The sequence below is a fragment of the Chitinophaga fulva genome, from assembly GCF_012927205.1.
Lineage (GTDB): Bacteria > Bacteroidota > Bacteroidia > Chitinophagales > Chitinophagaceae > Chitinophaga > Chitinophaga fulva.
In genome coordinates this window covers 926,710-943,090 of sequence record NZ_JABBGC010000003.1, presented here as the reverse complement: position 1 = coordinate 943,090, position 16,381 = coordinate 926,710, and the positions used below count along the sequence as shown (strand labels likewise).

The 16,381-nt window shown below is 49.0% G+C and carries 12 protein-coding genes; 1 reads left to right on the top strand and 11 read right to left on the bottom strand.

Translation table 11 applies throughout. From position 1 onward, the window contains the following. Positions 1-64: 64 nt before the first annotated feature. From HHL17_RS27130 to HHL17_RS27120, 3 genes are all read right to left on the bottom strand, one after another. The gene (locus tag HHL17_RS27130) at positions 65-928 is read right to left on the bottom strand and encodes a DUF4249 domain-containing protein (RefSeq protein WP_169227969.1); all 864 of its coding nucleotides are present in this window, start codon (positions 926-928) and stop codon (positions 65-67) included. A 20-nt stretch (positions 929-948) separates the two neighbouring features. Then, positions 949-3,330: a TonB-dependent receptor gene (locus HHL17_RS27125; RefSeq protein WP_206156187.1), complete on the bottom strand. Its 2,382-nt coding sequence runs from the start codon at positions 3,328-3,330 to the stop codon at positions 949-951. 217 nt (positions 3,331-3,547) lie between these two features. Continuing rightward, positions 3,548-3,760, bottom strand: coding sequence for a hypothetical protein (locus tag HHL17_RS27120; RefSeq protein WP_169227968.1), 213 nt, complete (start codon positions 3,758-3,760; stop codon positions 3,548-3,550). Positions 3,761-3,868: 108 nt separating this feature from the next. Between HHL17_RS27120 and HHL17_RS27115 the strand changes: the two genes are divergently transcribed. Next, entirely contained in the window at positions 3,869-4,864 is a 996-nt protein-coding gene (locus HHL17_RS27115; protein ID WP_169227967.1) for a helix-turn-helix transcriptional regulator, read from the top strand. Positions 4,865-5,051: 187 nt separating this feature from the next. Here the strand turns inward: HHL17_RS27115 and HHL17_RS27110 are convergent, their stop codons facing one another. From HHL17_RS27110 to HHL17_RS27075, 8 genes are all read right to left on the bottom strand, one after another. Then, positions 5,052-5,681 (bottom strand): NAD(P)-dependent oxidoreductase, encoded by a 630-nt coding sequence (locus HHL17_RS27110; protein ID WP_169227966.1) that lies wholly within the window; start codon positions 5,679-5,681, stop codon positions 5,052-5,054. A 245-nt stretch (positions 5,682-5,926) separates the two neighbouring features. Continuing rightward, positions 5,927-8,122, bottom strand: coding sequence for a sodium-translocating pyrophosphatase (locus tag HHL17_RS27105; protein WP_169227965.1), 2,196 nt, complete (start codon positions 8,120-8,122; stop codon positions 5,927-5,929). Between the two features lie 288 nt (positions 8,123-8,410). Then, positions 8,411-9,928 carry an NAD(P)H-hydrate dehydratase gene (locus HHL17_RS27100; protein ID WP_169227964.1) on the bottom strand — a complete coding sequence of 506 codons (1,518 nt, stop codon included), beginning with the start codon at positions 9,926-9,928 and terminating at the stop codon, positions 8,411-8,413. Between the two features lie 104 nt (positions 9,929-10,032). Beyond that, positions 10,033-10,560: a hypothetical protein gene (locus HHL17_RS27095; protein WP_169227963.1), complete on the bottom strand. Its 528-nt coding sequence runs from the start codon at positions 10,558-10,560 to the stop codon at positions 10,033-10,035. 121 nt (positions 10,561-10,681) lie between these two features. Further along, a complete protein-coding gene (nhaA, locus tag HHL17_RS27090) occupies positions 10,682-11,878 on the bottom strand; it encodes a Na+/H+ antiporter NhaA (RefSeq protein ID WP_169227962.1) in 1,197 nt (398 codons plus the stop codon). Between the two features lie 93 nt (positions 11,879-11,971). After that, positions 11,972-13,861 carry an OstA-like protein gene (locus HHL17_RS27085; RefSeq protein WP_169227961.1) on the bottom strand — a complete coding sequence of 630 codons (1,890 nt, stop codon included), beginning with the start codon at positions 13,859-13,861 and terminating at the stop codon, positions 11,972-11,974. A 9-nt stretch (positions 13,862-13,870) separates the two neighbouring features. Further along, the gene (locus HHL17_RS27080; RefSeq protein ID WP_169227960.1) at positions 13,871-14,869 is read right to left on the bottom strand and encodes an MlaD family protein; all 999 of its coding nucleotides are present in this window, start codon (positions 14,867-14,869) and stop codon (positions 13,871-13,873) included. Positions 14,870-14,995: 126 nt separating this feature from the next. Continuing rightward, a complete protein-coding gene (locus HHL17_RS27075) occupies positions 14,996-16,219 on the bottom strand; it encodes an N-acetylmuramoyl-L-alanine amidase family protein (RefSeq protein ID WP_169227959.1) in 1,224 nt (407 codons plus the stop codon). Between the last annotated feature and the right edge of the window lie 162 nt (positions 16,220-16,381).

The following is a 16,381-nucleotide window of genomic DNA, read 5'->3' as shown; positions in this document are numbered from 1 at the left end:
TTTAATTTACGATTTTTTGATCGTCTGTAAATCACCAGCTACCTAAATAGCCAAAATTATCTTGTTATTTTACCAGTTTTTCAGACCTGCTGACACCTGAAGTGCCAAACCAGCCCAGGATTTTGGTTTTTCCGGAAGGAGTGGTATTGTTGACATTTGATTTTACATTCTCCAGTACTTTGGCAAACAGTCCGCCGGCATTCACCTGCTGGTCCACCTGTGTCAGGAACTCGTGACTTCGTTTGGTCACAGATTTCAATTTCACGATCACTTTTTCATTGAGCTGGAACGGTTTGCTGAAATCCGTGATGCTCTCCGTGATAGGCAGGATGAAAATAGCGCCATCAGACACGCCTTCATCGTAGGAACCGTCAATGGAGAAAGCATCGCGCAGCCGGCGTGTAGTATCGGTACGGTAGGAGCGAATCCAGTAGTAGTCGATAGGGCCGCCCTCAATGTCTTTTGCGTGCATAGTGGCATAGTATCCTTCCTTACCTGACATGGCTTCTTCCTTTTTCTTGAATTTCAGGGTGATAGAATCAACCGGCGGTACCCGTTTAAGGGTATCAAACGCTTCAAAGATCTCTCCTTTGTATTCCACATGCAGTTTGTAGGCATGGTCCACAATACCGATCGGGTTACCGGTGGCGTCGTAGGTGTATGCATTTTCCTTAAACGCAAACGGATAAGACTTGCCGTTGGTCAGATCGAAGAGTGTAATGGACGCATCGTTGATAATGGGCGCCGGATTGTTGTCCGTAAAAGGCACAGACATGGTGAATTTGATCGTTTGCGGACCAGCTTCATTGGTAATCCAGGCATCCAGCACCGGGTATGATTTACCCGGGGCGATATCCAGATCTATTTTATCCTCGCAGGCAGTAAGCGTTGCTAACGCTGATATGATGAATAATGACAGTTTTTTCATTAGTTTCTTTTTTAGACAGATTAAAATTTGAAGTTGTACGTGATGCCCGGAATGATGGAGCCGATGATAGACAGGCGGACTGCTTCCCGTTTGTTGGGATCATCGTCATTCTGCTTGAAGTAAATGCTGTAGGCATTTCTGCGGCCATACACGTTATACAGGGAGAACACCCATTCGCCTTTCCAGCGTTTCAGCTGTTTGCCTTTAAGGGTAAAGGACAGGTCCAGACGGTGGAATGCCGGCAGGCGGTAATTATTCCTTTTTTCGGTGCTGTTGTATGGAATATCCCAGTCCTGGAACTGCAGCCTGTTGTCGGCATAGGTGCCGGGCGTACCGGAAGCATATACCCAGTTGGCAGACAGGGAAGTTCTCTTCGTGAATTCATGCGTGAGCACAAGGTTGAAGTTGTGCGTACGGTCATAGCGGTTCAGGAACCATTCATCGAGACTGATGCCCGGTGTTTTTCTTTCTGAGCGGGACAATGTATAGCTGATCCAGCCAGTGGTTTTACCGACATTCTTTTTAGCATACAGCTCAAGACCAAAAGCACGGGTCTGGGAAGGCAGCAGGTCTGCTTCGATCAGTTGGTTCAGCTGCAGGTTGGCATTGTCGATATAATCCAGCTGATGATCGGTTGTTTTATAGAAAGCTTCCGCAGAGAACTCATACGAGTCGTTGGGAGAATTGTAGAAATAACCGACGGTGTACTGGTCAGATAAACTAGGCTCGATGTTGTTGGTGCTGGGTGTCCAGATATCCAGCGGAGTAGGAGACGCTGTATTGGAGAGCTGGTGCATGAACTGCGTGGTGCGGCTGTAAGCTACTTTCACGGCATGTTCATCGTTGATAGCGTAGCGGGCGCTGAGTCGTGGCTCGAAGTAGTAATAACCCTTGATCAGTTCATTAGCGCCGTAATCTTTGCTGCCAGTGAGCGTTCTGCGGATACCTGGTGTGGTATCGTTAAAGTAGTAGGCAGTTCCTTTACCCAACAGTTGGTAGGCGGAGAAGCGGCCACCGTACTGGATACCGAATTTTTTAGTGGGTTTCCACTCATGGTCCAGGTATACGGCTGATTCCAATGCATGTTTCTCGGTGAGTTCTTTCAACCTGTTTTTGTCACCTTCCACACTGCTGCCGGTGCCCGGGCGGAAAGTATAGTAGATGCCCTGTACGCCGAAATGCAGGATGTTATTGGTGTTCAGGTAGTAGGTGAAAGACGGTTTCAGACCGTAGTTGATAATATTGGAAGTCCATTTATAGCCCTGCAGCAGTTCGTCCTCTTGTTTTTTGGAGCCATTGCTGAAATTGAGGCTATAGTCGTATTTAGAGTAGTAGGTGGTCAGGTTAAGGAACAGGCGGTTGGTGAATACGTGGTTCCAGCGCAGGGTAGCGGTAGTATTGCCCCAGTTCATGTCCACGTCTTTGCCCAGTCCGAATTTATCACGGCCAAAGTAGCCGCTCACGAAGAGGGTGTTGTTTTTATCAAATTTGTAGTTGGCTTTGGCTGTCAGATCATAAAAGTTCAGTTTGGTATCCTTCATGTCGCCTTTCACAAAGGGTTTCATGAGGATATCGATGTATGATCTTCTGGCTGCCACGATGAAGGAAGATTTATCCTTTACCAGCGGGCCTTCCACAGACAGGCGGCTGAAGATATTGCCGATACCGCCGTTCACGTTGAAGTTCTGGTTGTTACCGTCTTTCATGCGGATATCGAGCACAGAAGAGGTACGGCCACCATATTCAGCAGGGAATCCGCCTTTGATCAGGTTGAGGCTTTTCACCGCATCCGGATTGAATACAGAGAAGAAGCCGAGCATGTGGCTGGAGTTGTATACCGGCGCTTCGTCGAGCAGGATGAGGTTTTCATCGCTGTTGCCGCCGCGGACGTTGAAGCCGGAAGAGCCTTCTCCTACCGTGGTGACACCTGGAAGTGTCTGAATGGAACGGATCACATCTACTTCACCCATGAAAGTAGGCAGTTTTTTCATCTGAGCGATGTCCAGGCGGTTGATGCTGGTGTTGAGCGTATTGATCGCTTTTTCCTGCTTCTGGCCGCTGACAGTGACTTCACTGAGTTGACTGCTGCTGCTTTCCAGACGGATGTCAAGTGTTTTGTTACTATGTAAACTAACAGTTGTTTTAACGGGTGCATATCCCATATACGAAAACTGTAACTCGTGTTCCCCGGCGGGGAGTGTCAGAGAATAGAAACCGTATTGGTTGGTAACTGTACCAACGCTGGTGCCAGGTTTGCCTATGGAAATTCCCACCAGGCTTTCCCCGTTTTGTTTGTCTTTTACATAACCGCTAACGGTAAAACGTTGCTGTTGTGCGCGTGTTGGACCCGTTGCCAGTATTAATACCAGCAAGGCCATCAACATGGTGACCAAAGTTTTCATAAAGGTAAATCTCGATTTTAAAATGACGTTTCCTGTTTTTGTGACGTTGCTAATAAGACGTGGTGGGATATTTGTACCCCTATTAGGAGTCAAATTATTTTTTTGGTTAATAATAGGGGGTGAAGATAAACAGGAAAAGTGAGAAAGAATATTGAGGTTGAAGCCAGGGGTTATGCTTCAAGCTCAATATTCAGCATAGGACTGGTTTTGAGGGGCATTAATCAAGGATGTCGCAATGGAACCCGAGGCGGTTCACGAACTCGATAATCGTTCTTTCTGCCAGTTGCTGGGGGCTGATCACTCTTAAAACCTTGTCGCAGTCCTCTATGTCCACACTACACGCATTTACGCTAAAGCTGGAAGAAATGGCATCGATCACATTGTCTTTATCCTTAACAGTGTTAATATTTGTACGGAATATTCCAATCATGGCGTTTGGATTTGAATTTTGCGGGATATATTTGTGCAAATTTGCTACTGTTTGTCCGTATAGCTGTTACATGAAAAGGATTAAAACTTATACGAAACGGATTATTTTATGGCTGTAGTAATCAAAAATGAGCTGAACGAAGTATTGCTGCAGGAAGGTTTTCCTTTTTCGCCTGAGGACTTAACGCCTCCAGGAGCCATTGTGGAGGAGAAAAAAGAGCAGCAGCTTGATTTTGGCGCCTATAACATACAAGAATGCAAGTTTGACGGGATACACCTCATCATCTGTACAGCAGAGATCTACGAGAACCTGACGGTGGCCTCGGAAGATATTATGCCTCATGTGTCTATGTTGTTTATGGAGCAGGGGGATGTACGTGCCAGTGTGGAAGGGATGAGGGATAAGTTCCGTTTTTCCTCACTGGAGCATAATATCATGTATTCTCCCCACCGGGAGGAGACCGCAGAGCTGAGAAAGCAGAAAGGTATCCAGGTGCTGGGCATGAACTTTTCACCGGAACGCTTTATTGCACTGGCCGACAGTAACGGGCAGGTATTGGGAAAAATGGCGAATGCCGTTGCCAATAAGAGAGGCGTGATCCTGGCCGATAAGATGAACCCGCATATTACGCCCCGTATGAAAACCGTGCTGGGAGAAATACGCCGGTGCCAGTTCAAAGGCGGACTGAAGAAGTTATTCCTTCAGTCAAAGGTCATGGAGCTGCTGGCATTGCAGTGTGACCAGGTGGAAAATGACTTTGGCCGCGCACGGACCATACGTCACAATATCAGTGCAAGGGAGCTGGAGCAGCTGCAGCATGCACGCTACCTGCTGTTGCAGGACCTGCAGGAACCACCTTCACTGGCGGAGCTTGCACGCCTTTCCGGCCTGAATGAGTTTAAACTTAAATCCGGTTTTAAAACCGTGTTTGATAATACGGTCTTCGGTTATTTTAATGACCACCGCCTCCACATGGCCCGGGAGATGATCCTGGCTGGCGGTAAACCCCTCGCTGATATAGCCGATGAAGCGGGATATTCTTCCCCGCAGCATTTCAGTAGCGCGTTTAGGAAAAAGTACGGTGTAGCGCCATCAAAGCTGTAACCCCGTGATTTTCATGATTCCCAGGGCTGAAGCCCTGGGCTAAGATGTTTTTCAATTCCTTTCACCTTCCATCGTTTGCAAATCCCGAGCTAAAGCCCTGGGTTATGTCGTTGCTCTGCGTAATTATAGATGTGATCATTTGAAAAAAATTGAAAAACATCTTAGCCCAGGACTTTAGTCCTGGGTATTAATATGCGACAGTAAACCGCTGTTGAATATGTGCCGGTTTTTCCAGTTCGTCGATGAGGGCGACGGCGTAGTCGGCAGTGGATATTTTGCTTTCGTTGTTAGCGTCTGTAAGGAGCTGGTCACCACCGAGGCGGAATTTACCGGTGCGTTCGCCGGGAGCGATCATGGCAGCAGGACTTAACACGGTCCATTGCAGGTCTTTGTCCTGTTTAATCACTTTGTAGGCTTCGCGGGTAGCGCTGGCGCCTTCCTTCCAGGCGGCCGGGAATTCGGGGGTATCCAGCAGTTGTACGCCGGGAGCTACTTCCAGGCTGCCTGCACCGCTTACCGCGATCAGTCTTTTAATACCGGCCTGTTTCAGTCCGCCGATGATGGCGCGGATAGCCTTCACATAGGTGGCAGTGTCGTGGGCGCTGTAGGCGCTGATGACAGCATCATTGCCCGCTACAAGGGAAGCTACTTCCGCTTCGTTGGTCACATCGCCTTTTTTAACGGTCAGATGATCGTTTTTAACCTGTATTTTCTCCGGATTACGTACAATGGCGGTTACCTCATGACCCCTGTTCAATGCTTCGTTTAAAAGGGCGCTGCCAATGAATCCTGATGCGCCGATAATAGCTACTTTCATATTTAATGCTTTTTTGTAGTGATATAATTACAGCCACAACTGACCGATTGTTTAACTGTTTTATTTTTTATTACAGTTTGATAGCACAAATGTACAGTAGTTTTTTACTGTAACAAAAAAAATTACAGTAAATCGTAAAAAAATGGCGGACGATACTGCCGGTAAGATGGTAAAGTGCTATTAATCATTGAATTATTGATCAATAGCGATCTTATCCGGAGAATCGTCCGCCAGGCGGAATTATTTTATTTCAGTACATAAACCTGTTGGGTTTTGGCAGCGGGCGGAGTGACGGTTTTCACCTTGGCCACTGGCGGTACTTCTTCCTTAGTATGGAATTTTTCAGACAGGGTAGGGGCAATTACCAGTGACACGATAGACATCAGTTTAATGAGGATGTTCATAGAAGGGCCAGAGGTATCTTTGAACGGATCACCGACAGTATCACCGGTTACAGAGGCCTTATGCGGTTCTGATTTTTTATAGAAAGTTTCCCCGTTGATTTCCACGCCTTTCTCGAAAGATTTTTTTGCGTTGTCCCAGGCGCCGCCGGCGTTGTTCTGGAAGATGCCCATCAGTACGCCGGTAACGGTAGCGCCGGCGAGGAAACCGCCGAGTACTTCAGGACCGGCGATGAAACCGATCAACAGCGGAGATATCAGGGCGATAGCACCTGGCAGGATCATTTCACGGATAGAGGCTTGTGTGGAGATAGCCACGCATTTATCGTATTCTGGTTTACCCGTGCCTTCCATGATACCGGGTATTTCGCGGAACTGGCGGCGTACTTCTTCCACCATGGCCATGGCCGCGCGTCCTACCGCTGCAATCGCCAGTGAGGAGAAGATGAAGGGGATCATGCCGCCAACGAAGAGACCAGCCAGTACGTTGGCTTTATAAATATCGATGCCTTTGATGCCTGCCACGCCTACAAACGCAGCAAACAGGGCCAGTGCGGTCAGGGCCGCAGAAGCGATGGCAAATCCTTTACCGGTAGCAGCGGTGGTGTTACCTACCGCATCGAGGATATCCGTTTTTTCACGCACATCTTTGGGCAGTTCGCTCATTTCAGCAATACCACCGGCATTGTCGGCGATAGGGCCAAAGGCGTCAATAGCCAGCTGCATAGCGGTGGTGGCCATCATACCAGCAGCGGCAATAGCCACGCCATAGAGGCCTGCGAATGCATAGGAACCATAGATGCCAAATGCCAGGACCAGGATGGGCAGTGCTGTAGATTCCATCCCCACTGACAAGCCGCCGATGATGTTGGTGGCAGCGCCGGTAGCGGATTGACGGATGATAGAGCGCACAGGGCGTTTACCCATGGCCGTATAATATTCAGTGATGATGCTCATCAGGGTGCCTACAACGAGGCCTACCACGATGGAGCCGAACACCTGGCTTTTAGTGAATTCGTGACCACGCAGTACCATCGGGCCGTCGGGCAGTATCCAGTTAACGAGGAACCAGGAAGCGATGGCAGTGAGGATGATAGAGCCCCAGTTGCCCATGTTGAGCGCTTTCTGTACTACGCCGGTACTGAGGCCGGCGCTATCGCTGATTCTTACGAAGAAAGTACCGATCATAGAGAAGATGATACCGGTACCGGCAATCATCATGGGAAGCAGGATGGGCGCAATGCCTCCAAACGCGTCCTGGGAGGTTGTTTCAGAGCCCAATACCATGGTTGCCAGTACAGTGGCCACATAGGAACCGAAAAGATCGGCGCCCATACCGGCTACGTCACCTACGTTGTCACCCACGTTGTCCGCGATGGTAGCAGGGTTGCGCGGATCATCCTCAGGGATGCCTGCTTCTACCTTACCTACCAGGTCAGCGCCCACGTCGGCCGCTTTGGTATAGATACCGCCGCCTACACGGGCAAAGAGGGCGATGCTCTCTGCACCCAGTGAGAAACCAGTCAATACTTCGATGGTCCTGATCATTTCACCGGTATTGGCAGCCGCGCCGAAATAGGATTTGAGGATGATGAACAGGGAGCCGAGACCCAGTACGGCCAGGCCGGCAACACCCATACCCATTACAGAGCCGCCGGTGAAAGATACGCCCAGCGCTTTGGCGAGACTGGTACGGGCAGCTTGTGCAGTACGCACATTGGCTTTGGTCGCTATTTTCATTCCGATAAATCCGGCCGTGGCAGAGAATACAGCGCCTATGATAAAGGCGAGACCTATCGACCAGTGGGAGGTATGATGGGAAGCACCCATGTAACCCAATAACAGCGCAGCTATGATAACAAAGTATATCAGTACTTTATACTCCGCTTTTAAAAATGCCATAGCGCCTTCCGCAATGTGCTGCGCTATTTCTTTCATCTTTTCATTACCCGCATCCTGGCGGGAAACCCAGGAACTGCGGACTGCAGTAAATAACAAGGCCAGTAATCCAAAACAGGGAACGAGGAAAACGATACTCATAGAAGCGTATTTAAATTGCTCGGTTGAAAAAATAGCGTATTAACTAAATGTTATCCAATAAATATAGATAATAAAATTTTGAATTAAGCATTACAGGTAAGGAAATACCGCAGGCAAAAAAGAATTAACAGGGAAGTCTGGATGGCAGCTGGTTTTAACGGAGATTCGGGGGGATGCCCGCCCTGGTGGCTGCATTCGGTTGCAGGTTCTCCGGGCAGGCGTACCGGCATGTCCGTTGGTTTGGCCTGTCGGTCCTGGTATCTATTACAGCGGTGTGCAAAACGGGAATTAATAAAAACACTCAAGGAAAGCTGCGCCCAGGTGGTGGATGATGTCCCCGGCGGTCATCGCTTCCTGCGACAACTTTGCTGCGGCCAGGTCGCCGGCATAGCCGTGCAGCCAGGCGCCCAGCAATACCGCGGCCTTGGGTGCATAATCCTGTGCCAGCAGCCCGGTGAGGATGCCGGTGAGCACATCGCCGCTACCGCCGGTAGCCATGCCGGGATTGCCGGTAGCGTTGAAATACACGGCGCCGTCAGGACAGGCGATCGCGGTATAACGCCCTTTCAGCAGGATATACAGCTGCAGCCGTACCGCCTGTTTGGATAACAGCTCCAGTCGCTCGAAATCATTGGCAGAAGGGCCAAAGAGCCGCTCAAATTCTTTAGGGTGCGGCGTAAGGATAGAACCCGCCGGTACCTGATATAACAGTGACGGATATACGGAAAGGATGTTCAGTGCGTCTGCATCAATCACCATCGGGCGTTTGTAAGTGGTCAGCAGTTTCTCAAAAGAACGGGCAGTAGCTGTAGCGGTGCCCAGTCCCGGCCCAATACCGATGGTTTTGTAACGGGCATCGGCCTGTTCATGAAAATGCGCGCTGTGCTCTTGTATTTCATCTGTCACACTCATGGCCGCTGGCTCGCTGATCTGCATAATATCATACCCACAACGGGGGATATGACAGGTGAGCAGGCCCACACCTGCACGGAGACAGGCTTTGGCACTGAGCACGGCAGCACCCATTTTTCCATAGCTGCCGGCAATCAGCAAGGCATGTCCAAAGGTGCCTTTATGCGCAAAAGAAGGGCGTGGCGTGTAAATGGTATGCATCATCTCCCTGTCTGCCAGATGGTAGCGTGCAGGCGTATGCGTTATATAGTCCGGCGACAGCCCAATAGGCAGTATCTGTACCTCGCCAACGAGGGCCTCGTTTTCGGGCAACAGAAAAGCCAGTTTATGGCATTCAAAGCTCAGGGTGTAATGTGCCTGTATGACGGGCGTATTGCGGCAACTGGCGTCTGCCATCAGCCCGGAGGGCATATCAATGGCTACAATCGTATGACGGCCATGCTGATCATTGATCTTGTGAATAATACCGGCCAGCCAGCCTTCAATGGGTTTGTTCAGCCCGGTACCAAAAATAGCATCTACAATCACCGTGGAAGGGGGCAGCTCAGGGAAACCGGTAACATCGGCTATTTCACGGATACGGCCGGCATATTGCTGCTGCAACCGCCGGTAATAATATATATAATCCTCACTGGCCTTATTGCCATACTCCAACAGGCAGGCCGTTACCTGGTAACCTTCTTCCAGCAACCGCTGGGCAATCACCAGTCCGTCGCCACCATTATTACCTTTACCACAGAAGATAAAAAAAGGATGAGAAGGGGCAAAACGGTCCAGCAGCCAGTCAGCACATTTGCCTGCAGCCCGCGCCATCAGGTCGGTACTGCTCACGGGCTCATGTGCTATGGTGAAGGCATCCGCCTCCCGGACCTGTGCAGCGGTGAAGATTTTCATATCCTGCTGTTGAACAATAAAAGTAGCTCAAAAATAAGGAACATAAAAAAACGGATCATGCTTGCCTCATGATCCGTTTACGGGTTATTAGCGTTTCCGCTATGTTAAAAGGTATATCGTGCAGATATACCGCCAATTTCTTCTCCGATGAAGTTGGTCGGGCCAACAAACTGAACGTAAGGTTTCAGGTCAGCACTCAGGTTCAACGGTATGTTCTTGAAAGTCCATTCAACACCGATGATACCGTCCAGGCCCGGAGATACGTAGGTACCTTTGCCTTTGTCCACATAACGGTCCCAATCATAATCACGACGGTCATAGAAACCAAGGTGTGCACCGCCACCGGCATACATATTCAGCTCAGGTCTGCCGATATTCCAATGGTATTCATACAGCGCGGTGAACGTAACGTTGGATTTATGTTCGTGGTTGGTGGTCACCAATCCTTCAATGGCGTGAGGGCCCTGGATGAAGTGTTTAATGGTGAAACCCACTACCCATGGGTTCAGGCGGATACCCAGTGCAGTGTTGTAGTTTTCAACACTACCGCTACCATAGCTTTTCTTTTTCTGCGCGTTAGCCTGTACTGCCAGCAGGGCAAACAGGCTGAAAAATAACACGACTTTTTTCATAGATGTTGCTTATTTATTGATACAAAAAATGTATGCGACTATTAACGTTGGCTATACACTCTAAAGTATATTCCGGGTTGAATAAAATTCGGGGTAGCCTCACAATAACAGTGCCAATCCATCATTTGCTTTTCTTGATCGGAATAACAGGCTTCAATAAACGAAGGAAGGTAAACCCGGCTATACCGGCTAACAGGGAGGCCGCTATCACGGATATAATGGAGATGATCTGATATTCTCTTTCCACATAAGCAAGCGAAGAGATAAAGATAGACATCGTGAAACCAATACCGGCAATCAGTCCTACACCGATCAGCTGCAACCAGCCTGATTTGGAGGGAAGGCTGGCCAGTTTTAGTTTTACCGCGGCAAAGGACAAGGCAAAAATACCTATCGGTTTGCCCAGCACCAGTCCTGCAATGACACCATAACTGATATCATTATGTAGTGCGCCCAATATATCTGAAGGCAATTGTATTGCCGTATTGGCTAATGCGAAAACAGGCATGATGATAAAATTGACCGGGTCATGCAGGCCATGCACCAGGTCCGCTATTTTATCCTGCGGAATGCAGAAAGCCAGTAATACACCTGCAATGGTAGCATGCACGCCGGAGTTGAAAAGAAAGTACCACAACACAATGCCCGGAATGAAATACAATATCAATCGTTGTACTTTCAGCAGGTTCAGTGCGATGGGGATGAGCAATACACCGCCGGCCATCAGCAGGTATTGAAGATTAAGATGTGGCGTATAAAATATAGCGATGGTAAGGATAGCGCCGAGATCATCGATAATGGCCAGCGCCATCAGGAAAATTTTCAGGCTCACCGGTACCCTGTTGCCCAGCAGGGAGAGAATACCCAGCGAAAAAGCGATGTCGGTAGCCATTGGAATGCCCCAGCCATGGGCATATTCCGTACCGCTGTTGAACAGGCTGAAGATCAGTGCCGGGAATAACATCCCGCCGATGGCCGCGAGCACGGGCAGAATGGATTTACGCAGGGAGGAAAGTTCTCCTACCGTCAGTTCTCTTTTTATTTCCATGCCTACCAGGAAAAAGAACAGCACCATCATGCCGTCGTTTATCCATAACAGGTAGGAGTTGGGTAAATGCAGTGCACGGTATTGATAATGATGTCCGCCAGCCGGGTCAAAGAGCGCATTCCAGAAGTTAATATAACTTTCCTGCCACGATGAATTAGCCAATATCATAGACACGATGGTGCAGAGGATCAGGATGATACCTACAGCACGGCTGTCTTTTAAAAAAGTGTGGATCGGGGACAGGAGGGTTTTGAATGCGCTTCTAATCATGTTGTCATTTTAATATTTTGTCATTTGGTTATTTAAAGATTGTCTTGCTCTCTTTAAATAACCAAATGGCAAAATAACTAAATAACAGCGTAATTACTGCATAAGTTCATACTTGGTCTTGGGCTTGCGCTTGATGTCCCATTTGAAATTTTCCAGCTGGAGCTGTTCTTTGGGCCTTTGCGTGAAGGGATAAACGGTGCCTTCGGGGTCTTTGATCATCACTACTTTATCCACGTCTCCTTTTTTGAAGAAGATATTAATAATGCCGCATTGCGCCTTGTTGACGCTCATATAGGCACCACTCTGGTCTTTTACATAGTTGATGGTTTCGGCATTTCCTTCCACATGCATCCAGTCGAGCGACTCGCCAGCCACATACCCGGTGATGGTATTGCCTTTCACCTGGTTGTACATATTAGGGCCGGCATTGTTGATGATAAAAGCATTTTTGATCATCAGTACTTTATCGGCCGCCTGGTTTTTGGTGAACATCAGCATGGTATCTGCGCTGAGCTGGGTGGCATTATTGGACCAAAGCACCGGGTCGCGGTAGAAGCGGAAGATGGAGTCTTTGGTAGAATAATATACACTGTCAGCCACGCCCTGCAGGGAATCGGAGAACATGCGCACATGGTGATAGGCCAGGATGTACCGTTGATCAGCGGTATCTTTTGCAGGTGGTGCAGACAACGCGATACTGTCTGCATGGTGTTTGACGCCTGGCAAAGAATCTTTCATGATGATGGACAGCGGTGGCGCTATCTTCACCAGTTTCACCCGGTTGGAGTCCAGCTTGTCTTTTGTTTTGGCCAGCACACTGTCGGCCACAAACATCATAACGGTACCGGGCACACTGTCCAGTTGTTTTTTGGCGAGGGAGTCGCCCTGATTGATCAGGGTGATATTGATGGGGATATGTTCTTTCGGTGGCCGGATGGTCCTTACTGCCCGCAGCGGTTCTTTCACCGGCTCTTTTTTCAGTCCGCCCACAGATGGGATGGAGAGGCTGTCGCCAGGTCTGATGATGCCGGAGAAGAGCGTATCTGCTGCGAGGTACATGGTATCTTTATTTTTTTCCATGATGAGCAGCGGCTTCTGGGTGGCCAGGATGGTTTTGGCGATCTGGTTGACCGTACCATGGTTGGCCAGCAGTGACATTTTGCGGACGGTATCTTTATACACCATGTTACCGGTGGCGTAGGCCATGCCGGTCAGTTTGTCCATTTCGATGTTATCTGCGGTGAGGGTACCGGTGCTGTCTTCGATGGTGGGCCGGTTACCGAAGTTGCCATAGCCTTTGTCGGTATCATAATAACCGCTGGTGGCGTACATGATGCGTTTCCCTTCATTGATGGTGGTAGGCGCGATGATATTGGCGATTTTCGTTTCGGTATTGTACAGCAGGGCATCTGTGGACATGGTATAGTCCGGATCTACCAGTACCACGTTGCGCTGGAAGTGCATTTCCTTGGTTTCGGTGTAGTAGTATCCTTCATCGCTGGTCAGTACGCTTTTGCCGTTCACGAGGCGGCCTGTTTTCACATAGCTGCCTATTTTGGCGTTCATATCGTATTGCAGTTCCGGTCCGGTGATGGTGACTTTGCCGTCGGTGAGGCGGGCATTTTCCCGGAGGATGGCGATACGGGTATTACCGTCGTAGTTGAGGTAATTGCCATAGATATGGACACTGTCGGCCTGATTGATATGTACATTGCCGTATGCGTCCACGATATTGGTCTTATTGTTTTTAACGGCGCTGTCGCAGAAGAACAGGGTTGTGCCCTGTTTGAACCGGGCATGGCCGATAAAGCGGGTGACATTGATCGTGTCTTTCTCGATGAGCTGCAGGGTGTCTGCACCCAGGATTTCGATCACGGTCCCTTTTTTAGGCCCGGGCTGGGCCGGGATCTGGGCATGGGCGGGTAAAATGGCCGCCAGGCACATCACTGCCAGTAAAAGGACTGATCTGATATAATGATTCATGTATGTCTGTTATTGTACCGCTGCAGTATCAGAAGGCAGTGGTTTCGTTTTATCTTTTTTACCGAACAGGGAGAAATGCACATAACGTTTGGGATTGACACGGAGGTCTTCCAGTAGTTTATTGAGGCTGCCGAGTGACGCCTGCAGGTTGTTATATACCTTTTTATCATTCAGCAGGAGGCCGGCCGTACCGTCGGTGGTATTGAGTTTGGCCATGGTGCTGTTCAGGCTGGCGGTAGTTTGCTGCAGCTGTTGTAATGTTTTGTCGATATTGCCGTTAGCCAGTGCGTCGGTGGCTTTTTTAGCGTTGTCGAGGATACCGCCGATTTTTTCATTGTTGGCTTTCAGGTTGCCGGTTACAGAGGCCAGGTTGTTCATAGTGGCCTGTACGTTACCTCTCTGCGGGTCCAGCATATTGTTGAGGGAGGCGGAGGTATTGGAGAAATTGCGCATGGTGGTGTTCAGGTTGCGCATGGTTTCCTGCAGGTTACCCTTAGCGGTGGTGTCGAGGATACCGCTAACTGCCAGCAGTACGGTATCTATATTAGACAGGGTGCCTTCCAGTTTTTTCACCAGCGGGGTGATTTGTTCTTTGATGGCATCTGTCATGGAGCCGTCTACAGAAGCGTAGATGGTGTCGCCATTTTGCAGGTATTCGGTAGCGTTGCCGAGGTCCATCTGTACCGTCTTGGTTCCCAGCAGATCGCTGCTGATGCGGGCTACCGAGTTGCGGGGGATGTTTACTTTTTTGGTGATGGTGAGGGTAACCAGTATTCTGGATGGGTCGTTGTCTTTTACATTCAGCTCAGAAACGTTTCCTACCACCAGGCCGTTCACCTGTACGGCGTTGGACGGCTGCAGTCCATTTACCTGTTTGTAGACAGCGTAGATGGTTTTGTTGTGTGAAAACAGGCTCTTTCCCTTCAATACATTAAAGCCCAGTACGAGTAAGGTGATACCCAGCACGGTAAGTATGCCTACCTTGGTTTCATTAGATAATTTGAGCATGAGATTCGTATACGTTCACCGCAAAAATAATCAAAAAGCATGCACGGGGCGTAGGTAGCAGAAAATGTTGGTAATAAAAAAAGGGGGAGGGGTGGCCGGGGTATCGGGGTGTGGTGAAGCAGGGGATCAGCAGGAAGTTACGAAAGCATCTCTGAATCCGAGTTTGCGGGCTTTTCGTACAGCCGTGGAGGCCTGGCGGTCTGTTTTAAAGTGTCCCCAGGTATATCGGTGCATTTTTTTTTTATTAAGAACAATCTGTTCATGACTGATAGCGCCGTGGAGCTTCCTGAAAATGGAAGCTCCCGGTGTATATAATTTATCAGTGGTCATCAGTTGAATGCAGTACTCGTCGTCCGGTTGCGGAACGGAGTGTTTGCCTTTACCGGCCGGTTTACGGACATGGTTAAAGGCCTGCGGACGGCTGGCAGTAGATTCATCTGTGTTGGAAGAACCGCGGTTGGTGAAGCGTTCCAGCTCGTCGCGGTACCGTTTGATGGCTTTGAAGATACCCATGGCCAGTTCCTGTTGACCGCCGGCGGAGTTGAGGTACTCTTCTTCTTCCGGGTTGCTGATGAAGCCCAGTTCTACGAGCACGCTGGGCATGGCGGTAGCGGAAAGTACCCAGATACCTTTTTCATTACGCTGACGGGCGCCTCTGCTGATACGACCGGCTTTGGTGAATTCATCCTCGATGAGGGTAGACAGCCGGAGGCTCTGGTCGAAGTAGGCGTTACGCAGGGTATTAAGGAGAATGAACGTTTCCGGGTTCTCGTCTGCGAGCTGCTTGGTTTCTTCGGAATCGGCGTCCAGTACGATCACGGAGTTTTGTTTGAGGGACTCCATTTTGGCGTTGTTCTTACTGGTGGCCCATATATACGTTTCCGTGCCTTTCGCATTGCTTGGGAAATAGGCGTAGACAGGTGTTTTTACCGGGATTTTCTTTTTCCCTTTTTTGCGGTAGACCGTTTTATAGTCGACTATTTTTCTGATTTTGCCGGTGGAGTTACAGTGGATAGACACGAAAAGGTCACCTTTAGCGTCGTTGGCGATCTGTGCTTTTTTGCGGGGATCGTCGAAACGGTCAGATTTTCGTGTATACACTACCTTTACATCCGGGAGGTTGTCTTCGAGGATTTTGCCCAGTTTCAGGGCCACAGCCAGTGTTACCTGTTTTTCTGTAGAGTAGCTCCCTCTGGCCCCGGGGTCTTCACCGCCGTGACCGGCATCAATTACAATAGTTCGGATAGGGTTTTCCTGTTTCTTTGAAACTGGATTGTTTTTTGCCTGAATCAAAAAGGTACAGGTGAAAAGAGTTCCCAGTCCTAAAATCCAAAATCGGTTCCAGCGCATGATTCTCATTTTAATGGGTGCTGTGATCACAAAAAATAAAAAAATAAGTTTATCTGTTAAATTAGTAATTCCATTGCTCCATGCGTGTTTTCAGTCTTTTTCCTCTTGTCGGACATCAAACTTTACAAGCTGTCTTTTGTAATAATTTGTATAATTTCCTGT